The sequence below is a fragment of the Rhizobium leguminosarum genome, from assembly GCF_019798305.1.
Taxonomy (GTDB): Bacteria; Pseudomonadota; Alphaproteobacteria; order Rhizobiales; family Rhizobiaceae; genus Rhizobium; species Rhizobium leguminosarum_U.
Genome location: NZ_JAAXDD010000003.1, coordinates 161,177 through 183,221, shown reverse-complemented (window position 1 = coordinate 183,221; position 22,045 = coordinate 161,177). Strand labels below are relative to the sequence as shown.

Annotated in this window: 16 protein-coding genes and 1 pseudogene; 11 read left to right on the top strand and 6 right to left on the bottom strand. The window is 62.0% G+C overall.

From position 1 onward, the window contains the following. Window positions 1-4: 4 nt before the first annotated feature. From HFO99_RS06755 to HFO99_RS06740, 4 genes are all read left to right on the top strand, one after another. Window positions 5-1,252 (top strand): glycosyltransferase family 4 protein, encoded by a 1,248-nt coding sequence (locus HFO99_RS06755; protein ID WP_222300621.1) that lies wholly within the window; start codon window positions 5-7, stop codon window positions 1,250-1,252. Then, window positions 1,249-2,394: a glycosyltransferase family protein gene (locus HFO99_RS06750; protein ID WP_261316480.1), complete on the top strand. Its 1,146-nt coding sequence runs from the start codon at window positions 1,249-1,251 to the stop codon at window positions 2,392-2,394. Before HFO99_RS06755 ends, HFO99_RS06750 begins: the two co-directional genes overlap by 4 nt. A 182-nt stretch (window positions 2,395-2,576) precedes the next feature. Further along, window positions 2,577-5,291, top strand: a complete 2,715-nt coding sequence (locus tag HFO99_RS06745) for an ABC transporter transmembrane domain-containing protein (protein ID WP_222300625.1) — start codon at window positions 2,577-2,579, stop codon at window positions 5,289-5,291. A 102-nt stretch (window positions 5,292-5,393) separates the two neighbouring features. Continuing rightward, a complete protein-coding gene (locus HFO99_RS06740; protein WP_027687699.1) occupies window positions 5,394-5,861 on the top strand; it encodes a cyclic nucleotide-binding domain-containing protein in 468 nt (155 codons plus the stop codon). A gap of 7 nt (window positions 5,862-5,868) precedes the next feature. Here the strand turns inward: HFO99_RS06740 and HFO99_RS06735 are convergent, their stop codons facing one another. The 3 genes from HFO99_RS06735 to HFO99_RS06725 all read right to left on the bottom strand — a co-directional run bounded on the left by HFO99_RS06735 (window position 5,869) and on the right by HFO99_RS06725 (window position 8,084). After that, on the bottom strand, window positions 5,869-6,159 hold the full coding sequence (locus HFO99_RS06735; RefSeq protein ID WP_222360104.1) for a type II toxin-antitoxin system RelE/ParE family toxin: 291 nt from the start codon (window positions 6,157-6,159) through the stop codon (window positions 5,869-5,871). Then, window positions 6,156-6,620, bottom strand: a complete 465-nt coding sequence (locus HFO99_RS06730) for a hypothetical protein (protein ID WP_164575596.1) — start codon at window positions 6,618-6,620, stop codon at window positions 6,156-6,158. The genes HFO99_RS06735 and HFO99_RS06730 overlap by 4 nt, the downstream gene beginning before the upstream one ends. A gap of 132 nt (window positions 6,621-6,752) precedes the next feature. Continuing rightward, complete coding sequence (locus HFO99_RS06725; protein ID WP_017968195.1) at window positions 6,753-8,084, bottom strand: MFS transporter; 1,332 nt, start codon at window positions 8,082-8,084, stop codon at window positions 6,753-6,755. 378 nt (window positions 8,085-8,462) lie between these two features. Between HFO99_RS06725 and cyoA the strand changes: the two genes are divergently transcribed. The 5 genes and pseudogenes from cyoA (at window position 8,463) to HFO99_RS06700 (ending at window position 13,513) form a co-directional block, all read left to right on the top strand. Beyond that, window positions 8,463-9,647 carry a ubiquinol oxidase subunit II gene (gene cyoA / locus HFO99_RS06720; protein WP_222360102.1) on the top strand — a complete coding sequence of 395 codons (1,185 nt, stop codon included), beginning with the start codon at window positions 8,463-8,465 and terminating at the stop codon, window positions 9,645-9,647. Window positions 9,648-9,689: 42 nt separating this feature from the next. Continuing rightward, a complete protein-coding gene (gene cyoB, locus HFO99_RS06715) occupies window positions 9,690-11,693 on the top strand; it encodes a cytochrome o ubiquinol oxidase subunit I (protein ID WP_222300633.1) in 2,004 nt (667 codons plus the stop codon). Between the two features lie 5 nt (window positions 11,694-11,698). Continuing rightward, a complete protein-coding gene (cyoC, locus tag HFO99_RS06710; protein WP_222360100.1) occupies window positions 11,699-12,319 on the top strand; it encodes a cytochrome o ubiquinol oxidase subunit III in 621 nt (206 codons plus the stop codon). After that, on the top strand, window positions 12,316-12,717 hold the full coding sequence (gene cyoD, locus HFO99_RS06705) for a cytochrome o ubiquinol oxidase subunit IV (protein ID WP_164575592.1): 402 nt from the start codon (window positions 12,316-12,318) through the stop codon (window positions 12,715-12,717). Before cyoC ends, cyoD begins: the two co-directional genes overlap by 4 nt. Next, window positions 12,714-13,513, top strand: a pseudogene (locus tag HFO99_RS06700) (SURF1 family protein). The gene cyoD and the pseudogene HFO99_RS06700 overlap by 4 nt, the downstream one beginning before the upstream one ends. A gap of 41 nt (window positions 13,514-13,554) precedes the next feature. Here HFO99_RS06700 and HFO99_RS06695 read toward each other — a convergent pair. The 3 genes from HFO99_RS06695 to HFO99_RS06685 form a co-directional block, all read right to left on the bottom strand. Continuing rightward, complete coding sequence (locus HFO99_RS06695) at window positions 13,555-15,483, bottom strand: PAS domain-containing sensor histidine kinase (RefSeq protein ID WP_222360098.1); 1,929 nt, start codon at window positions 15,481-15,483, stop codon at window positions 13,555-13,557. Between the two features lie 70 nt (window positions 15,484-15,553). After that, window positions 15,554-16,960 (bottom strand): FAD/NAD(P)-binding protein, encoded by a 1,407-nt coding sequence (locus HFO99_RS06690; RefSeq protein ID WP_222360096.1) that lies wholly within the window; start codon window positions 16,958-16,960, stop codon window positions 15,554-15,556. A 352-nt stretch (window positions 16,961-17,312) separates the two neighbouring features. Beyond that, window positions 17,313-17,930 (bottom strand): flavodoxin family protein, encoded by a 618-nt coding sequence (locus HFO99_RS06685; protein ID WP_222360093.1) that lies wholly within the window; start codon window positions 17,928-17,930, stop codon window positions 17,313-17,315. A gap of 275 nt (window positions 17,931-18,205) precedes the next feature. On the opposite strand from HFO99_RS06685, the gene HFO99_RS06680 reads away from it, so the two are divergent. Both HFO99_RS06680 and HFO99_RS06675 read left to right on the top strand, forming a co-directional pair. Then, window positions 18,206-20,005, top strand: coding sequence for an ABC transporter ATP-binding protein (locus HFO99_RS06680; RefSeq protein ID WP_222300855.1), 1,800 nt, complete (start codon window positions 18,206-18,208; stop codon window positions 20,003-20,005). Window positions 20,006-20,107: 102 nt separating this feature from the next. Further along, window positions 20,108-22,006, top strand: coding sequence for an ABC transporter ATP-binding protein (locus tag HFO99_RS06675; protein WP_222300642.1), 1,899 nt, complete (start codon window positions 20,108-20,110; stop codon window positions 22,004-22,006). The last annotated feature ends 39 nt before the right edge of the window (window positions 22,007-22,045 follow it).

Here is a 22,045-nt window from a genome sequence, read left to right as displayed (position 1 = left end):
AGCCTTGCCGCCACGCCGCAAGATCCTCGTCGTGCTGAAAGGCTATCCCCGCCTTTCGGAAACCTTCATCGCCCAGGAGCTGCTGGGCCTCGAAAGGGCCGGCTTCGACCTCACGCTGATTTCGATGCGCCGGCCGACCGACAAGAAGCGCCATCCCGTGCATGACGAGATCCGGGCGCGTGTCGTCTATCTGCCGGAATATCTGCACGACGAGGCGATCCGCGTACTGAAGGGCCTCATCGCCGGTTTCTCCAAACCCGGCTTCAAGGCGCTGATGAAACGCTTCTTCGCCGACCTCAAGCGCGACCTCTCCCGCAATCGCTTCCGCCGTCTCGGCCAGGCGCTGGTGCTGGGGCGTGAATGGCCGGACGAGGGCGAATGGCTGCATGCCCATTTCATCCACACGCCGGCCTCGGTGACGGAATATGCGAGCATCCTCACGGACACGCCCTGGACCTGTTCGGCGCACGCCAAGGACATATGGACGTCGCCCGACTGGGAGCTGAACGAGAAACTCGGCAGCGCCCGCTGGACCGTCACCTGCACCAGGACGGGCTATGACCACATGCGCACGCTGACATCACGCAAGGAGGCCGTGCACTTGAGCTACCACGGTCTTGATCTCGCCCGTTTCGGCCATTTTGCCGGCGAGCGTTCGAACAGGACCGGCAGCGACCCCGACGATCCGGCCTTCATCCTCAGCGTCGGCCGCGCCGTCGAGAAGAAGGGCTACGACGTGCTGCTGCGCGCGCTTGCGCTGCTGCCTGCCGACCTTCACTGGCGCATGGACCATATCGGCGGCGGCGAGGAGCTTGCGAAGCTCAAAGCGCTGGCCAGCGAGCTCGGTATCTCCGGCCGCATCGTCTGGAAGGGCGCCATGGCGCAGGAAGACGTGCTCGATCACTACCGCCGCGCCGACCTCTTCGCCCTTGCCTGCCGCATCGCCGCCAACGGCGACCGCGACGGCCTGCCGAACGTCCTGGTCGAAGCTTCGAGCCAGCGGCTCGTCTGCCTCTCGACCGAAGTATCCGGCGTGCCGGAGCTCCTGAGAAACGGTGAAAACGGTCTCGTCGTGCCGCCCGATGACCCGGCGCGGCTGGCCAGCGCGCTGGAGGCGGCGATCCGTGACCCGGCACTGCGCAAGCGCCTCGGCGACGCCGCCGAAAGCCAGGTGCGCGAACATTTCGACTATCACTCCAGCATCCGACAGCTCACAGGCCTGTTCGAGGCCGAATGGCAGAAGGCGTCATGACGGCACCGCGTATTTTCTTCTATGTCCAGCACCTGCTCGGCATCGGCCACATAGCCCGCGCCAGCCGCATCGCCAATGCGCTGGTCAAGGACGGTTTTGACGTGACTGTCGTGACCGGCGGCCTGCCGGTGCCGGGCTTTCCGGGCGAAGGCGTGAAGACCGTGGCCTTGCCGGCAGTCGTCGCCAGCAATGCCGGTTTCTCCGGCCTCGCCGATGCCGATGGCCGGCCAGCGGGCGAGGATTTCCTCCATGACCGCTGCCAGCTGCTGCTCGATGCCTTTCATGCCGCAAGGCCCGATGTCGTCATCACCGAAGCCTTCCCCTTCGGCCGGCGACAGATGCGCTTCGAACTCCTGCCCCTGCTCGAGGCGATCGAAAGGGCCGAACCCCGGCCGAAACTCTTGAGCTCGGTGCGCGACATCCTGCAGGAAAACCGCAAGGCCGGCCGCGACGCGGAGACCGTCACGCTGGTCAAGGACCATTTCGATGCTGTGCTCGTCCACGGCGATCCCGGTTTCGTCAGGCTTGAGGACACCTTTCCGCTGACATCCGAGATCGCCGATAGGCTGCTTTATACCGGCCTCGTCGCACCCCCACCGGCGCCGGAACCGACGGAGACATTCGACATCATCGCATCGGCGGGCGGCGGCGCGGTCGGCGCCGAGCTGATCGGCGCGGCGAAAGAGGCGGCAGCGCTGCTGCCGGACGATCTTCGCTGGCTGCTGGTCGCCGGTCCGAACCTGCCGGAGGCAGATTTCGCCGCGCTGTCTGAGGACGCGGCCCCGAATGTGACGCTGGTGCGTTTCCGCAAGGATTTTCCCTCGCTGCTGCGTGGCGCCAAGGTCTCGATCTCGCAAGCAGGCTACAACACGGTCGGCGATCTCCTGCGCACCGAGTGCCGGGCGATCCTCATCCCCTTCGTCGCCGGCGGCGAGACCGAGCAGACGGTGCGCGCCGAACGGCTGCAGGCGCTCGGCCTCGCCGATATTCTGCCGGAAAACGGACTGACGTCGGGCCATGTGAAAGAGGCCGTCGAAAAGGCGCTCGCCGCACAGCCAAGGGGATCGGTCTTGCTCGACCTTGACGGGGCGGAGAAAACCGCCCTCATCATTCGCTCCATGATTGCCGAATCCCTCGCCTAATCCAAAATTCCTGTGGTATAAGCAATGTTCCGGCGAGAATCGGCACTTTTGCAGCCGGTCGCTTCGCCTTGTTTTCATTGCGATATCGGCGGTCCGGCTGCATGATCCTCTTCTCAGAATTCCTCCCCGTCCCGGCGCCCGGATCGCGCCCCCGGAATTTCCCAGCAAGCTGACGGTTAGCCATGGAAAAAAGCCTCGCCCGCTACATCTGGAAGAACACGCGGCTGCAGCAGCTGTGGATTCTGGCTGTCGTCGCCGCCTCTATGGTGCCCTATTTCCTGTCCTTCGACCTGCCGAAGCAGATCGTCAACGGACCGATCCAGGGAGACGGGTTCGAAGGTCCGGGCGCAAGGCAGACCTTCATGCATATTGCCTACGACATTCCGCTGATCGGACATGTCGAATTCTTTCAAGGGTTGCAGCTCAACCGATTCCAGATGTTGATGGCCCTCAGCCTGGTGTTTCTGGCACTCGTGGTGCTGAACGGCCTCTTCAAGTTCTATATCAACACCTATAAGGGCCGGCTCGGCGAACGCATGCTGCGCCGTATCCGCTTCGAGCTCATCGACCGGGTGCTGCGGTTTCCGCCCATCCATTTCAAGCGGGTAAAATCGGCCGAAATCGCCACCATGATAAAGGACGAGGTAGAGCCGATGGGCGGCTTCACCGGTGATGCCTTCGTCTCCCCTGCCCTTCTCGGCGGCCAGGCGATTACGGCGCTCGCCTTCATCATCGTGCAGAATTTCTGGCTTGGCATGATCGCGGCCGGCATCGTCGGCGTGCAGGCGCTCGTCATTCCCCGCATGCGCAAGCGCCTGCTGGATCTCGGTCGGCAGCGGCAGCTGACGGCACGCGAACTCTCCGGCCGCGTCGGCGAAATCGTCGACGGCATCGGTACGATCCACGGCAACGACACATCGAACCTCGAACGCGCCGACATCGCCTCGCGGCTCGGCCGGATCTTCTCGATCCGCTACGACCTTTACCAGTGGAAGTTCCTGGTGAAGTTCATCAACAATTTCCTGGCCCAGGTCACGCCTTTCCTGTTTTACGCGATCGGTGGCTACCTGGCGCTGCAGGGCAGGCTCGACATCGGCCAGCTCGTCGCCGTCATATCAGCCTACAAGGACCTGCCCGGTCCGCTGAAGGAACTGATCGACTGGGACCAGATGCGCCAGGACGTGCAGGTGAAGTACCAGCAGGTCTACGAGCAGTTCAATGTCGAGCCGCTGATCGACAGCCGCATCCAGGAACTGGCAACCGCCCCGGTCGGCGCGCTGACGGGCGCCTTCGTCGTCACCAACCTGTCGCTCTCCGACGACAGCGGCGCCCGCCTCGTCGACCACGTCTCCGTCGAGATCAAGCCGAACGAGACGGTTGCGATCGTCGGGCCGAACGGCAGCGGCGCGGAAGCCTTCGCCGAAGCGCTCGGCCGCATGGTCTGGCCGGACTCCGGCCGCATCACCATCGACGGCCGCGATCTCCTGGAGATGCCGGAATCGATCACCGGCCGGCGGATCTCCTATGCCTCGTCCGACACCTTCTTCTTCCACGGCACGCTTGCCAGCAATCTGCTCTACGGCCTGAAACATGCGCCGATGACCGATCCGGTTTACGACGAGCGGGAAGCGCTGGAGTATAAATGGCATTCTGCCGAGGCGGAGAAGGCCGGCAATCCGACGCTCGACCTCAACAGCGACTGGGTGGACTACAAGGCCGCCGGCGCCAGCGGGCCCGAGGACATTCTGAAAGCGATTCGCCCGGTGCTCGACGCCGTCCTGATCTCGCAGGACATCCTCGATCTGGCGCTGCGCTCGACCGTCAACACCAACGTGCATGTGGCGCTCGGCGACCACGTCGTCGCGCTGCGCGCCTCGCTGCGCGACCGGCTGCGCGACGAGGGGCTCGACACGATCGTCGTGCCTTTCGATTTCGAGGCCTACAACGCCCAGGCGACGGTTGGCGAGAACCTGCTCTTCGGCACGATGAAGCGGCCTTTGATGACCAATCGCAGGCTTGCCGCGCATCCCTATTTCCAGCAGCTCTTCCGTGAGACCGGCCTCAGCACCGATCTCTACGACATGGGCCTCGAGATCGCCGAGAACGCCGTGGAACTCTTCCACGACCTGCCGCCGGATCATCCTTTCTTCCAGCAGCTGACCTTCATGACGGCGGATGACATCCCGACCTATCAGGCGCTGCTGCAGAAGCTGCAAAGCCGCCGTTTCGAGGACGCCACGCCCGAGGAACGTTCGGCCATCATCCGGCTGAGTTTTGCCTATATCGAGCCGCGCCACCGCTTCGGCTTGTTGACGAACGAGCTCATGGACAAGATCGTCAGTGCCCGCAAACAGTTCCACGAGCATATTCCGGCCGATCTCGCCGAGCTGATCGAGCGCTACGACGCCGAGCGTTTCACCCCGTCGGCAAGCCTGATGGACAACGTGCTCTTCGGCCGTATCGCCTATCAGCAGGCCGACGCCTCCGACCGCATCCGAGGCATCATGGGCGAGCTCTTCGATGCGCTCGACCTTTATGACGACGTGCTGTCGATCGGCCTCGAATTCGATGTCGGCTCCGGCGGCAAGCGATTGACCATGGTGCAGCGGCAGAAGCTGAACCTGGCCCGCGCCCTGTTGAAGCGCTCGGACTATTTCATCTTCAACCGGCCGCTGTCGGCGCTCGACCAACGCGTTCAGGATCAGATCACCCGCAATATCATCGAAGGCCTGCACGAGGAGGGCCATCGGCCCGCGATCATCTGGGTGCTCTCCAATGCCCGGCTGGCAGAAATGTTCGACCGGATTCTGCTCTTCGATCGCGGGGGATTGGCGGAAGCCGGAAACTATCCGGAACTTTCCGAGAAAAACGGGATGTTCAAGGAACTGTTATCGTAATATTCTATAGGGGCGGCGATGGTGGGTGTTCCCGATGGGGAGCGCCTCGGAGTTTGAAGATGCCTGGTCTTATGGACCCTGCGTCAGGGGATTGAAACGCTCATGCTGTTGAGAGACGAAGTCGAAATGCTGCGACGGGTGCCGATCTTTTCAAGGATCGCGCCAGCAAAGCTCAAGCTTTTGGCCTTTACCTCCGATCGCATGACCTACAAAGCCGGGCAAAATCTCTTCCATCAGGGCGATGTCGGTGATGCCGCCTATGTCATTCTCTCGGGTACCGCCGATATCGTCGTCTCCTCGCCGGCCGGCGAGATCAAGGTCGCCGACGTCGAACCGAATTCCATCGTCGGCGAAATCGCCATCCTCTGCGATGTCTCGCGCACGGCAACGGTACGCGCCACCTCGCCGCTCGAGGTGCTGCGCATCAGCAAGGAGCACTTCCTGAAGCTACTCAGCGATTTCCCGGAGATGGCGGTGGAAATCATGCGGGTGCTCGCCGACCGCCTCAACCACACCACCGCGGAGCTGACCGCGGCCCGCGCGGCGAAGCAGCCGCAGATGGCGCAGTAAAACGCATTCAGCGTTTCGGCGGCCATTGCTGCGCGCCATTTAGAAGGCGCAGTATTTCCACCCTCTGTGCTTTTCTGTCGATGCGATAGATCAGCAGAAATGTGGTACGCGGAATGACCAATTCCCGGGTTCCGTCAAGACGGCCGCCGCGTCCTGCTTCGGGGTGATCGGCGAGCATTTTGGCCTGATGTCGGATAACATCATCCAATGCGATGGCAGCCTTTGGATTTTGAGCGAAGACGTGCCGGATCTGACCTTCCCGATCCAGAAGAGCCTGTTGCAGCCATTTGACGATCAAGAAGCCTTATCTCCGGATTCCAGCTGCGCGAGCAGTTCGGCCCGAAGCTTGTCCATTCGCTCTTCGGCATCCTGCGCGCTGATCCACACCGCGTTCGGATCATCGGCCTCCCGGATCGCTTCCTCGACCTGTTCGCGGAACCACGTGTCGTATTCCGCCGCCTCATGGGTACGACGCAGAGCTGCGGCCCGATCCGGCCGCGATGCCGTCCCCGGAGCGTAATCGACTGCATCGACATCGAACTGCGAGATGCCGACGTCCTTGAGATAAGACACCAGGGTATCCATGCGCTTGAACACGCGCACCTGCCGGCTGCGTTGGGCGGCGAGCGGGCGCTCGGCCTTGCCATAGCGGATGACGACGGACCAGCCACCGGTCTTGCCGACGACATGAGCCGCCTCGACCGCCCCTGCTTCGACAAGGCGGGAAAGGGTCGAATGATCGATGGTTTCCGCGGTCATGGCATATCCTCGTTCAGGCCGACAAGAATATGCATTTAATTATAGATTGCAATGCATTCAATAATTAGAATTGCGCTGCCTGAAACGAAAGCCTGCATGGTTTCCCATGCAGGCCCGTGTGTTCAAGTCCGTCTATTCGCGCTGCTCCAGCGCCCTGCTGAAGGCGAGGGCCGCAAGCGTGCAGATAGCGCCGGAGAGCAGGTAGTAGCCGACGAAAGTCAGCCCGAAGCGGCTCGACAGGCTGAGCGCCACCAGCGGCGCAAAACCCGCGCCGATCAGCCAGGCGAGGTCCGAAGTGAAGGCGGCGCCGGTATAGCGGTAACCGCGGCCGAAGCGCGACGAGATCGAGCCCGTGGCCTGGCCGAAGGACAGGCCGAGCACGCCGAAGCCGATGATGACGAAAGCGTCATGACCGCTGTTGCCGGACGCGATCAGGATCGGCCCGACGAAGCTGAAGATAGCGATGATGACGGCGCAAATGGCAAGCTGGGCGCGCCGGCCGATCCGGTCGGCAATCAGGCCCGAGGCGATGATGGTGACAATGCCGACCATGGCGCCGACCACCTGCACCACCATGAAGGCGCCGATCGGCTGGTTGCCGTAAAGGCTCATCCAGCCGAGCGGGAAAATGGTGACCAGGTGGAACATGGCAAAACTCGCGAGCGGCACGAAGGCGCCGATCAGGATGTCACGGCCATGAACGCGCAGCACGTCGAGGATGGGGGCGGCTTCCAGCTCGTGCTGTTCCAGCAGCGTGCCGAATTCCTTGGTCATGACCAGGCGCAAACGCGCAAACAGCGCCACGACATTGATCGCGAAGGCGACGAAGAAAGGATAGCGCCAGCCCCAGGAGAGGAAATCCTCACTGGAAAGATTGGCGACGAAATAACCGAACAGGGTGCTCGCCAGCGCAAAGCCGATCGGCGCGCCGAGCTGCGGGATCATCGCATACCAGCCGCGGTGCTTGGCCGGCGCATTGAGCGCGAGCAGCGAGGCAAGGCCGTCCCAGGCACCGCCAAGCGCGAAGCCCTGGCCGAGACGGAAGAGCGCCAGCAACGCGATCGACCAGACGCCGATCTCGTCATAACCCGGCAGGAAGGCGATCGAGGCCGTGGAGCCGCCGAGCAGGAAGAGCGCGATCGTCAGCTTGGTGCCGCGGCCATACAGCCGGTCGATCGTCATGAAGACGACGGAGCCGACCGGGCGGGCCAGGAAGGCCAGCGAGAAGATGGCGAAGGAATAGAGCGTTCCCGTCAGCCTGTCCGGCGCGAAGGGGAAGATCAGCTGTGGAAAGACCAGGACCGAGGCGAGGCCATAGACGAAGAAATCGAAGAATTCCGACATGCGGCCGATCACCACGCCGATGGCGATGCTGCCCGGCGAAACCGGTTTGTCGTCGTGAATGCGCCGCGCGTCGCGTTCCAGCGACGACGATGACGGTCCGTAATGCGATGTTGTAGCCATGAAACGCCTCCCTCGTTGAAGCGCTTTCGCCAAGGCGCCTCAGCCTGATCTTGATCAAACCTGCAGGCTTATCAAGTCCGTAAGACCTAAATAGTTCATCATGGCGGCTCAAAATGAGGCGCGGACGGAAAAAACAGCGTGATCCGGACCGCGATTTTCCGATGGGATGCTGGCCTGCTCGGTTCTGGCGGATATATTGATTGGAAACATGCGCCGGCGGATGAATCCTTCTTGATTTCATCAGGATTTCAAAGCTGTAGTGCAATATGATTCTTGCCGCAGTGCGGCATGATTGCTGCGCTGCGACCAAACACCTCATGTCGCTATCGGATCCAGTGCGTTAGTCGCGAACAAACGAAACAACAAGAGCTTAGAGACGTGCCAAAACTCGCGAAGTTTTCCCGCCTTCTATCCGTCTTGCCGCTGCTTTTCCTGGCAGGATGCAACATGGTGGTCATGGCGCCTTCCGGCGACATCGCCATGCAACAGCGCGATCTCATCGTCGTCTCGACGGTGCTGATGCTTTTGATCATCATACCGGTGATCTTCCTGACGCTGTTTTTCGCCTGGCGCTATCGCCGCTCCAATACGGCGGCAACCTACGCGCCGGAATGGCACCATTCGACCCGTCTCGAAATCGTGATCTGGGCGGCACCGCTGGCAATCATCATCGCGCTCGGAGCCGTGACCTGGATTTCCACCCATAAGCTCGATCCCTACCGCCCGCTCGACCGCCTCGATGCGGAGCGCGCCATTCCGGCCAATACCAAGCCATTGAACGTCGAGGTCGTGGCGCTCGACTGGAAATGGTTGTTCTTCTATCCCGAGCTCGGCATTGCCACAGTCAACGAACTCGCTGCCCCTGTGGACAGGCCGATCAATTTCAAGATCACCGCCTCCTCGGTGATGAACTCCTTCTACATCCCTGCCCTTGCCGGCCAGATCTATGCCATGCCGGGCATGGAGACGAAGATGCACGCCGTCATCAACCGGGAAGGCGAATACGAGGGCTTCTCCGCCAATTACAGCGGCGCCGGCTTCTCGCACATGCGCTTCAAGTTCCACGGCCTTACCCAAGACGGGTTTGACGCCTGGGTGGCGCAGGTCAAGCAGCAGGGCACGATGCTCAACCGCGACGCCTATCTGAAGCTCGAGAAGCCGAGCGAGAAGGAACCGGTGCGTTATTATGCCGGCGCCGATGCCGATCTTTACAACGCCATCCTCAACCTCTGCGCGACGCCAGGCAAGATGTGCATGAACGAGATGATGCACATCGACATGATGGGCGGCGGCGGCAAGGAAAGTGCGGAGAACCGCGAGAAGCTGCGATATGACGACCGTCATGCCGACGAAGGCATCGTGGCGCCCGCCGCCACCGTGCCGGCGACGGGTGCTCCGGCCCGAAGCGAGCCCGCCGAGCGGACCGACGGCAACAGCATGCAGCACGACATGCCTGGCATGCCCAGCACGCCTGGAATGGACATGCAGCATGAGGGTCATTCCATGCCCGGCATGAGCAATGGCGCCGATCCGGCGCCGGCGCAGCTCAACAACAACAATTAACCTGGCGCTTTGCGTCGCAAGACATAATGAACGGGTTGTTCCATGTTTTCCAATCCTGACCTCCTGAAGTTCGTCTTCGGCCGGTTGACCCTCGATGCCATCCCCTATCACGAGCCGATCCTTGTCGTGACCTTCATCGGCGTCGTCATCGGCGCCATCGCGGTGCTCGGCATCATCACCTATTTCAAGTTCTGGGGTCCGCTCTGGCGGGACTGGATCTCTAGCGTCGATCACAAGAAGATCGGCATCATGTATGTGATCCTCGCCGTTATCATGCTGTTGCGCGGCTTCTCCGACGCGATCCTGATGCGTGTCCAGCAGGCGGTCGCCTTCAACGGCAATGAAGGCCCGTTGCCGCCGCAGCATTACGACCAGATCTTCACCGCCCACGGCGTCATCATGATCTTCTTCGTGGCGATGCCCTTCGTTACCGGTTTGATGAACTTCGTAGTGCCGCTGCAGATCGGCGCGCGCGACGTCTCGTTCCCCTTCCTCAACAACTTCTCTTTCTGGATGACCACCGCCGGCGCGATCATCATCATGCTGTCGCTGTTCATCGGCGAATTCGCCCAGACCGGCTGGCTCGCCTACCCGCCGCTGTCGGGCGCTGCCTACAGTCCGGGCGTCGGCGTCGATTATTATATCTGGGGCCTGCAGGTGGCCGGGGTGGGAACGACGCTTTCGGGCATCAACCTGATCGCCACCATCGTCAAGATGCGTGCTCCGGGCATGACCTTCATGAAGATGCCGGTCTTCACCTGGACGGCGCTTTGCACCAACGTACTGATCGTTGCCTCCTTCCCGATCCTGACGGCAACGCTCGCGCTTCTGTCGCTCGACCGCTACGCCGGCACGAACTTCTTCACCAACGACCTTGGCGGCAATCCGATGATGTACATCAACCTCATCTGGATCTGGGGTCATCCGGAGGTCTACATCCTCGTGCTGCCGGCCTTCGGCATCTTCTCCGAAGTCGTCGCTACCTTCTCCGGCAAACGCCTCTTCGGCTACGCCTCGATGGTCTACGCCACCTGCGTTATCATGATCCTGTCCTACATCGTGTGGCTGCACCACTTCTTCACGATGGGCTCGGGCGCCAGCGTCAATTCCTTCTTCGGCATCACCACGATGATCATCTCGATCCCGACCGGGGCGAAGATGTTCAACTGGCTCTTCACCATGTATCGCGGCCGCATCCGCTATGAGGTGCCGATGCTGTGGACGGTCGGTTTCATGGTGACCTTCGTCATCGGCGGCATGACGGGTGTCATGCTGGCCGTGCCGCCGGCCGATTTCGTGCTGCACAATTCGCTGTTCCTCATCGCCCATTTCCACAACGTCATCATCGGCGGCGTACTCTTCGGCATGTTCGCCGGCGTGAACTACTGGTTCCCGAAGGCCTTCGGCTTCAAGCTCGATCCTTTCTGGGGCAAGATGAGCTTCTGGTTCTGGCAGATCGGCTTCTGGTTCGCCTTCATGCCGCTCTATGTGCTGGGCCTGATGGGCGTCACCCGCCGCATGAGCCAGTTCGAGGACCCGTCGATACAGATCTGGTTCATCATCGCCGCTTTCGGCGTCTGCCTGATCGCGCTTGGCATTGCCGCCTTCCTGATCCAGATCGTCGTCAGCTTCATGAAGCGCGAGGAATTGCGCGACGACAGCGGCGATCCCTGGGACGGCCGCACGCTGGAATGGTCGACCTCCTCGCCCCCGCCGGAATACAACTTCGCCCTGACGCCTGTCGTGCACGATCATGACGGCTGGTACGACATGAAGAGCCGTGGTTATGCGCGTCCGCTGGAAGGCTTCCGGCCGATCCATATGCCAAAGAACACCGGCACAGGCGCGATCCTCTCGGCCATCAGCGTCGCCCTCGCCTTCGGCCTGATCTGGTATATGTGGTGGCTGGTGGTTGTTTCCTTCGTCGCCATGCTTGCTGTGGCGATCGGCCATACCTTCAACTACAGACGTGATTTCCACATCCCCGCCGAAGAGGTGACCGAAACGGAAGGCAAGCGCACTGCGTTGCTTGCCGAGCAGGTGTGATGACCATGAGCGATCAGACTATCGACACGGCCGAAAAGCCTGAATTCTACCTGACGGAAGACCATCATCCGGAAAACAGCACCAATCTCGGCTTCTGGCTCTACCTGATGAGCGACTGCCTGATATTCGCTGTGCTGTTTGCAACGCATGGCGTGCTCGGCCGCAACTATGCCGCCGGCCCGTCGCCCGCCGATCTCTTCGATCTGCCGATCGTAGCCCTCAACACCTCGATGCTGCTCTTCTCCTCGATCACCTACGGCTTCGCGATGCTGCAGATGGAGCGGAACGCAAAGGCGGAAACGCTGTTCTGGCTTGCTGTGACCGGCTTCTTCGGCGCAGCTTTCATCGGGCTCGAACTCTACGAGTTCATCCACCTGATCCATGAGGGCGCCGGGCCGACGCGCAGCGCCTTCCTCTCCTCCTTCTTCACCCTGGTCGGCACCCACGGACTGCACGTCACCTTCGGCATCATCTGGCTGATCACCCTGATGGTACAGGTGTCGATGCACGGGCTGATCGAGGCCAACCGCCGCCGCCTGATGTGCCTTTCGATGTTCTGGCACTTCCTCGACGTCGTCTGGATCGGCGTCTTTTCCTTCGTCTATCTGCTGGGAGTTCTCGGATGAGTTCGCAAGCACCTGCACATGAGGATGCCCACGAGGCTCATCACGGCCACAGCCACGGCCATCAGGCCGGCCATGGCACGTTCCGCAGCTATATGACGGGCTTCGTGCTCTCCGTCATCCTGACCGCCATTCCCTTCTGGTTGGTCATGTCAGGCGTGTTCGACAGCCCGGCGGTGACGGCGGTGCTGGTGATGGGCCTCGGGGCGATCCAGATCATCGTCCACATGGTCTTCTTCCTGCATATGAATACCAGGAGCGAGGGCGGCTGGACGATCATGGCGCTGATCTTCACTCTGATCATCGTTGCCATTGCGCTCTCCGGCTCGCTCTGGGTCATGCATCATCTCAATACCAACATGATGCCGATGAGCCCCGAGATGATGAAGAACATGCCGTGACGATGACGAAGGGGCGGCGGCAACGCCGCCCGCAGCGGGTCAGCTCATGAGCGAGGCTCACTCGGAAAAATCGGAAAAACGGCGTTATCAGGTCAAACGCGCGATCTTCGCCGTCTGCCTGATACTACTTGCCGCGGCACTCGCCGCACTCGGCACCTGGCAGGTTGAGCGCCTGGCCTGGAAACGCGACCTCATCGCCCGCGTCGATCAGCGTGTGCATGCCGCACCCATGCCGGCACCGGCACGCGCCGACTGGGACAAGGTCAATGCCACTGATGACGAATATCGCCGGGTGACCGCAGTGGGGACGCTGGCGAACGACAAGGAGACGCTGGTCTATGCCTCCACGATGCTCGGTCCGGGTTATTGGGTGATGACGCCGCTGACGCTTGCGGATGGGATAGCAATCCTCGTCAATCGCGGCTTCGTGCCGACCGAGAGACGCGACCCTGCCTCGCGCCGCGAGGCCGCATTGTCTGGCCCGGTCGAGATCACCGGGCTGATGCGGATGACGGAGCCGACGGGATCGCTGCTGCAATCCAATGACCCCGCCGCCGACCGCTGGTATTCGCGCGATGTCGCAGCGATCGCTGAAAAGCGCGGCGTTAATACGGTCGCGCCCTATTTCATCGATGCCGATGCCACTGCCAATCCGGGCGGCCTGCCTGTCGGCGGCCTGACGGTCATCGCTTTCCCCAACAACCATCTCGTTTACGCGGTCACCTGGTACGGGCTGGCGGCGATGGTGCTGGCATTGCTGGTGTTCATTCTTCGTAACGAGAGGGCCCGTGCATAATCCACGGCGCTCATGCAGGCACCTAATCTCGCAGGCGATCCTTATGAAGCAATCCGGCTGATCGCCTCGGCGAGCTGCGCCTGTGAGAAGGGCTTGCCTAGGCGGGGCAAATTGGCGATTCCGGCCCCTTCGGGAATCTCGGCGTAACCGGTTGCCAGGATGATCGGCATCTCGGGCCATTCGCTGCGGATCGCGTCTGCGAGCTGCGAGCCCGTCATGCGCGGCATGGCATGGTCGCAAATCACCAGGTCGACCTGCTGCTTGCGCAGGATGTCGAGTGCCTCGGGACCGGCCATCGCCTCAAACACGGTATGGCCGAGATCCTCCAGCATCAGCGTCGTATTCATCAGGACCAGACCATCGTCGTCGACGGCGACGATGCGCAGCCGGCGCGCCGCATTGTCCTCCTGCTGCGGCCGGTCGGCAGCGGCCTCGGTCGCCTGTTCGACACTTGCGACCGGAAACCACAATTCGGCCGTCGTGCCTTCGCCGAGGCTGCTCTTCATGATAAGGCGGCCGCCGGACTGGGACGCAAGGCCCTGCACCATGGAAAGGCCGAGCCCGGTGCCCTTGCCGACACCCTTGGTGGTAAAGAACGGCGTGATCGCCTGCTCCAGCGTCTTGGCATCCATGCCCTCGCCTTCGTCGATCACCGCGATGCGGACATAGCGGCCGGGCGACAGCGGACCCTTGCCTGATGGCAGCGACTCTTCGGATGCGCGAAGCATGATCCGGCCGCCGGACGGCATGGCGTCGCGGGCGTTGACGACGAGGTTCAGGATCGCCATCTCCAGCTGGTTCGGATCGGTCAGGATCGTCGGCAGCCTGACGGGGAAAGAGGTCTCGATCACGGTGAGCGGGCCGAGCGAACGGCTCAGCATATCCATCATGCCACGGACCAGGCCGGAGACGTCGATCGGCTCCATGTGCAGCTCCTGCCGGCGAGAAAAGGCCAGCATGCGCTGCGTCAGCGCAGCACCCCGCTGGGCCCCCTGCATGGCATTGTCAACCAGCGATGTCAGTGAAAGATCCTGCGGCATGCGTTTCTTCAGGATTTCGAGACTGCCGAGGACAGCCATCAGCAGATTGTTGAAATCATGGGCGATACCGCCGGTCAATTGACCGATCGCCTCCATCTTCTGCGACTGGAAGAGCTCTTCGCGCGCCTGTTCCAGCGCCCGCTGGGTCTCCATCTTCTCGGTGATATCGCGGGTGATCTTCGCGAAACCGAGCACATCGCCTTCGTCGTCCCGGATGGCATCGATGACGATGCTGGCCCAGAAACGGGTGCCGTCCTTGCGAACGCGCCAGCCTTCCCTTTCGAACCGGCCCTCGGCGCGCGCGATGCCGAGCGCGGTCTCCGGCAGGCCGGCTTCACGGTCCTCGGGGGTATAGAAGGTCGAGAAATGCCTGCCGATGATTTCTTGCGGCCGATAGCCCTTGATCCGCTCGGCGCCGAAATTCCAACTGCTGACATTGCCGTTTGGATCGAGCATGTAGATCGCATAGTCCGAGACGCCCTGGACGAGCCGGCGGAATTGTTCCTCGCTCTGGCGGATCGCCTTTTCGGCCGCCCTGCGTTCGGTCAGGTCGCGGGTGATCTTGGCATAGCCGATGAGCTCGCCGGAAGAACGGCGGATCGGGTCAATGACCACATGCGCCCAGAAGCGGCTGCCGTCCTTGCGCCGGCGCCAGCCTTCTCCCTCGAACCGGCCGTCCTCCTCCGCCGTGGCCAACGCGCGCGCGGGCACCCCCGCGGCGCGGTCCTCATCCAGATAGAAACGGGAAAAATGCTCGCCGAGAATTTCGGAAGGCTTGTAACCCTTGAAGCGCTGAGCACCGGTGTTCCAGCTGGTGACGATGCCTTCGGGGCTCAGCATATAGATAGCGTAGTCGGTGATGGCATCGACCAGAAGGCGGAAGCGTCCCTCTTCGTCCAGAGACGGATCATGTCGATTCAGCACTTCCATTGGCCCCTCTACGTCACCAGCGCTTTATAACGCCGCGGCGGACGGATGGTTCCGAAATGGCCTGAAATTTTCAGACGGCCTTGACCTGCGGGTAGAACCGCTCACTGATCCGCTCGGCAGCGGCATAGGCCTGTGAGACGATCTCGGGCACGAGATCGATATCAGGCAGGCTGCCGAGGCCGAGCGGGCCGACGGCAAAGAGGCCGGAGACAGTCGAACCGTCATCGAGGAAGGGCTCGCCGCGCGCATTGACGGCTAGCCCGAGCGAGAGCTCGTCCGGCATGGCAAGGTCGGCGGAAAGCAGGCTCTGCATCAGCGGCGCTGAAAGATCCGGCGCCTGGCAGCGGCAATCGATGATGCGCTCGGCATGGATGACCTCTTCTGCGGCGGAACCGGCCGGCGTGAAGAACAGGCCGCTCAGGCCCCGGCGGCCGGCCCGGCCGCGGCGCAGCACCGTGCGGCCTTCGGCGAGCTCGCGTTTCAGGCGCAGGTGCATGGCCTCCGGCAGGCGGTTGCGATGGCTGTCGTAGATTGCCCTGAGGTGCCGGTTGAACTGATGTTTGTCGCGGGCCGGCAGCGAGCGCCAGAGCGAGCGGGCATGTTTTCTGAGGCCGTTCATCACCGATTGCCAGCTTCGCCCCGTCTCCTCCGCTTCGCGACAGGCTTCACGGATGAAGCGCACGATCTCCGGCAGGCTCTGCGGAAGAGCTTCGGCCGGGAACACCGGATCGGCAGAATTCGGTGTATGGCTCTGAGGCAGGAAGCCGCGCCGGGAAATGATGGTCACCTGGCCCGCGTAACCCGAATCGCGCAGCTGCAGCAGCTGGTCGACGACACGGATGCCGCTGCCGAGCAGCACCGCATGCGGCCGCGCGACGAGGCGCTGAGCCCTGACCGGCGAAGCGTCCTCACCGCCGGCATTCGGCGCAGCCAGGCCGTAGCCGGTGGCGAGGATCACGGTATCGAACAGCGGATTGGCGGGATTGGCGCTTTCGAGCAGGAAGCGGTTGCCGTGGCTCCTGCGGATCGCCACGACCGGATCGTTGCAGACCTGGACGGTGATGTCCCTGCGCGCGGCCAGCGCTTCCGAAAAGCGCTGGTAGACATAATCGCTGAAGATTTCCTTCGGCACAAAGATCTGCCGGAATCCGGGGATGGCGGCCGGCACGGCGGCGCGGAAGGCGGCGTTGCTGCAGAGCCAGTCGTTGAAATCGTCATTGTCGCCGACCGCGACCGAGAGATCCCGCACGCGGGTGTTGAGGATCGTCGAGGAGCGGACTGAGGCCAGCGCCTGCCCACCGCTGACCGACGAATTCGGATCGAACAGCTGCAGGTGGAAGGGCGCGCGCACCGTCTTCATCAGCGCGATGGCCGTCATCATGCCGGAAAAGCCGCGCCCGACGATCGCAATGCGTGGTACGGCTGATATCTGTGCCGCCGCATTGGCTCTGGCGGAAAAAAGTCCCTGAACCGTCATCGCAACTCCTTTGCGGCTTCATCCGCACCATGGGTCGATCGAGGTTTCAACGCATAAAACAGCGGTTCACGCGTTGATGAGGTTCATGCGGCCATTCACAACATCTGCCGCGGCATCGGGGTCCGAACCAGCCGGCCCCGCAAGAGAACCAGGGGAGCCATCAGACTCGTCCATAGTCTATCAAACTAGTAGTGTATGAAAGCGCTAAATGGCGCAGGTGGCAAGAGGTTTGTTGCCGCCTCAATTCAAGTTATTGAAATGTAATGCAATCTAGACGTATCCCGTGGAAGTCTGCCGAGTTTTGCACCCGAACTTCGATTTGATCGCTGAAAACGTAAGGTCGACAGCTACCCTAGCTACCCTCGCCCGGATATTGTTTTGCCTTCAGCAGGCTCGCCAGATGCGCCGTGTTGCGGGCCAGCATGTCGACGGCTTTGGCCACAACCTTCGGCACCCTGTCGAGATCGACGAAATTGGTGGAATCCATTGCCTCGCCGACCCAGTAAGCGACCGCATTCGCCGGAATGGTGAAGCCGACGTCGTTCAGCGCCTGGAAGAGTTCGGCCGACACATGATGGGCGCCGTCCTCATTGCCGACGACAGCAGCGGCCGCGACCCTGCCATAGGAGACCATACGCCCCTCATCGTCGGCCTCCTCGAGGAAAGCGTCCATGCGCTCCAGCGCCCGCTTGCAGACGCTAGATGGCTGCCCGAGCCAGATCGGCGTCGCCATCAGCAGGATATCGGCGTCCAGCACCTTGGCGCGAATATCAGGCCAGTCATCGCCGGCGCCTTCGTCGGAGGTGACGCCCGGCTTGACGTTGAAATCGGCGAGGCGAAGCACTTCGGTCACGACGCCGTGAGCGGACATCGCCTTGTCGATCAGACCGATCATCCGGTCGGTCGAGGACGCGTGCTTGGCGTCGCTGGTCTTCAGCGTGGCGTTGAGGGCGAGGGCTTTGAGCGGCATAGCTCTCTCCGGTAGCGGTCGGCGGTTGGCATTCGCCTGCTGCAACCCGTTCGCGCACAGATTGTTCCCGCCGGGATGCGAACAGACCTCACGTAAAAATAACCAACTGGTGAATTCTTTACTTGAACCCCCAAATGGAATCGGCAAAAGTGAAGGTGCTATCAATCCCTTCATGGATTTTGCCGTCTTTTCGGGCCAGCGTCCGACCACACATCTATTGGAAAAATACCGTGAGCAGCGATGCGTTAATACGCGCGACGAAGCCTTCGGCTTCGATGGCGCTTGCAACTGCGGCAGGCTGGGGCCGAGGCCTCTTCACATTGGTGCGCATCACCATGATGGCCTTCCGTCACCCCTGGCAATCCGGCTTCGCGATCGGCGCCACGCTTGTTGCCTCCACCTTCCAGCTGATGATCCCGCGCCTTCTCGGCCGGGCCGTCGACCACACGCAGATGGCGATGAGCGGCGGTGCGGCGGGCCAGGTGGCACAGGACGCGCTTCTGACCACGGCGCTGCTGCTGCTGGGCGCCAGCGTGCTGCGCGGCCTCTTCACCATGGTCCAGAATTATTACAGCGAAGCCGTCGGCCATCACATCGGCTACGAGCTGCGGCTGGCCTGCTACGAGAAAATCCAGCGTCTCTCTTTCAGCTTTCACGACACCGTGCATTCCGGCGACCTGATCACAGTCGGCCTGCTCGATCTCGAAGGTGTGCGCATGTATTTCTCGACGGCACTCGTCCGGATGATCCTGCTGTCGATCCTGATCGGCATCGGCGCCTATATGCTGCTGTCGACCGATGTCGTGCTCGGCCTGCTGGCGCTGAGCTTCGTGCCCTTCGTCGGCTGGCGCTCCTCGGTAACGCAGCTGCGGCTACGCGCCACCTGGCTCGACCTGCAGGAGCGGCTTTCGGTGCTGACCCGCATCATGGAGGAGAATCTCGGCGGCATCCGCGTCGTGCGTGCTTTCGCCGCCCACGAACACGAGATTTCGAAATTCGAGGCCGCGTCGAAGAGCGCATTGGCGCTTGCACACCAGCGCGTCGGCATCCGCGTTACCAATACCAGCGCCATGACCTTCTCCTTCTTCGCGGCGATGGGCCTGGTGCTCTGGATCGGCGGCGGCAAGGTGATGTCGGGCGAGATCACCGTCGGCACGCTGGCTTCGTTCCTGACCTTCATGACCATCCTGCAGATGCCGGTGCGCCAGCTCGGCCTGATGGTCAACGCCTTTGCCCGCGCCTCCACTTGCGGCTCGCGGCTCTTCGCCCTTCTCGACCTCGACATCGCGATCAAGGATGCGCCGGATGCGAAGGAGCTCAACCTCACCGACGGCGTGTTGCGCTTCGAGAATGTCAGCTTCGCCTATCCGGGTTCCGAAAAGCGCACCGTGCTCCAGGATGTCTCCTTTGAAGCCCGGCGCGGCCAGACGATCGGCATTGTCGGGCCTCCGGGCAGCGGCAAGTCGACGATCGCCCATCTCATTCCCCGCTTCTACGACGTCAGCAGCGGCAAGGTCACGATCGACGGCCAGGACATCCGCAAGGCGACGCTGCAATCGCTGCGCCGGGCGGTGGCCGTCGTGCAGCAGGATTCCTTCCTGTTCACGACGACGATCGAGAACAACATCGCCTATGGCGACCCATGGGCGAAGGAAGGCCGCATCGAGCGCGCCAGCGAAAGCGCCCAGCTGCACAACTACGTGCTCGGACTGCCCACAGGTTACGGCACCGTCGTCGGCGAGCGCGGCGTTTCGCTTTCCGGCGGCCAGCGGCAGCGACTTTCGATCGCCCGCGCGCTGATGCTGAGACCTGCGGTGATGGTGTTCGACGATTCGACGGCGGCGATCGATGCGGCCACCGAACAGCGGATTCGCAGCGCCATGCGCCGCTACGCCGCAGACCGCGTAACGATCATCGTCGCCCATCGCCTGAGTTCGCTGATGCATGCCGACCAGATCCTGTTCGTCGAAGACGGCCAGATCGTCGAACGCGGCACGCACGCGGCGCTGCTTTCGCTCGGCGGGCGTTACAAGGCGCTCTACGACCTTCAGGTGCGACCGGGCGACGAGGCTTGAGCGCCTAGCAGACAGCATATTCCCCTCTTCCCCTGAGTTGGAAGAGGGGAACGGTTAGTGACTATGCAGGCCACCTGAAGTGTTGGCCGCGGGAGGAATGACATGGCCGAGGAACTGGAAACCGAGCGTCCCGACGTTCGCGAGGATGGACGCCGCCCGCCACGGGCGGTCGTCGGTTCACATCGCGTCGAAGAGGAGATGTTCGGCAATGCCTTCGACGGCAACATCGTCAAGCGCATCTGGGTCTTCGTCAGCCCCTATCGCCGGCAGGTCCTCTGGTCGGTCGTCGCCGTTTTGACCTTCACGATGATGCAGCTCGTTATCCCATTGATCATCCGCTATGCCATCGACCACGGCATGTCGCCAGGCGGCGATCACTCGGCGCTGATCTGGTCGATCGTCGCCTTCACCATCGCCATATCAATCAACTATGCGGCAAGCTATGCGCAGGAGACGCTGGTCGGAGGCGTGGCGGAAGACGTGCTCTTCGATATCCGCAAGGCGATGTTTTCGCATCTGCAGCGCGTCTCGCTGTCCTTCATGGACAAGACCGAAGTGGGACGGTTGATGTCGCGCCTGCAGGGCGACGTCAACTCGATGCAGGAATTCCTCGAAACCTCGGTGCTCTCCGTCGGCGACATCATGCTGCTCTTCGGCATCGTCTTCGTGATGCTCTATCTCGATTTCAAATTAGGACTGTTGACGCTCTCGGTCCTGCCGGTGCTGTTCATCGTCCGGCTGTTCTGGCTGCCGTTGGCACGCAAATCCTTCATGGCGGCGCACGAGACCAATTCGATTGCCGCCGGCGCCCTCGCCGAAGCGATCCACGGTGTGCGTGCCGTCCAGAGCATGGACAGGCAGGGCGTCAACTTCACGCTCTACGACGACAAGGCGCATGCCAACCTCGAGACGCATCTGACGGCGGCGCGTTATGCGCAGGTGATGGTGCCGATCGTCGACAGCCTGACGGGCGTGGCGATGGCGCTCGTCATCGTCGTCGGTGGCGCGCGGGTGCTCAATCAGGCGCTCGATGTCGGCGTGCTCGTCGCCTTCCTGTTCTATATCCAGCGTTTCTTCGACCCGATCCGTTCGCTGACCCTGCAATATTCGGTGATGCAGCGCGCCATGGCGTCCGGCCAGCGGCTGACCGAGGTGCTCGACGTGCCCGTCGACATCAAAGATGCACCCGGTGCCACGGCGCTGTCGCGCGACATGGACGGCTCGGTCGAATTCAAGGACGTCGTCTTCGGCTACAATCCGAAGCATCCGGTGCTGAAGCATGTGAGCTTCAAGGTCAATCCGGGCGAGACGGTGGCGCTGGTCGGGCCGACGGGGTCCGGCAAATCGAGCTGCATGTCGCTGATCCACCGCTTTTATGATGTGCAGCAGGGCCAGGTGCTGGTCGGTGGCCATGATGTGCGTGATCTGACGCAGGATTCGCTCGGAGCGCAGATCGCCATGGTGCTGCAGGAACCCTTCCTCTTCACCGGAACGGTCTTCGAGAACATTCGCTACCACATGCGCGAGGCCACGCGCGAACAGGTGATCGAGGCGGCGACGGCCGTTGGCGCGCACGAGTTCATCATGCGCCTGCCGGAGGGCTACGACAGCGTTCTCGGCGAGCGCGGCGGCAATCTCTCGCTCGGCCAGCGCCAGCTTTTAAGCTTTGCCCGTGCGCTGGTGGCGGATGCGAAGATCCTCGTGCTCGACGAAGCGACGGCCAATATCGACAGCTATACCGAGATGCTGATCCAGAAGGCACTGGTGAAGCTCCTCGAAAACCGCACCGGCCTCGTCATCGCCCATCGCCTCGCGACAATCCGCGAGGCGGATCGCATCATCGTGCTGCAGAACGGCGAAGTCATCGAAAGCGGCAACCATCACCAGTTGATGAAGAATGGCAAGCTCTATTCGAGGCTCTATAATCTCAACTACGCGTCCTTCGACGACATTCCCGAGGATGTGCTGGAAGAGACGACGGCTGCCCACTCGGCGACCTAGCGCATATTCGTTTTTCTTCGAATCACAGAAGCGTTGGAG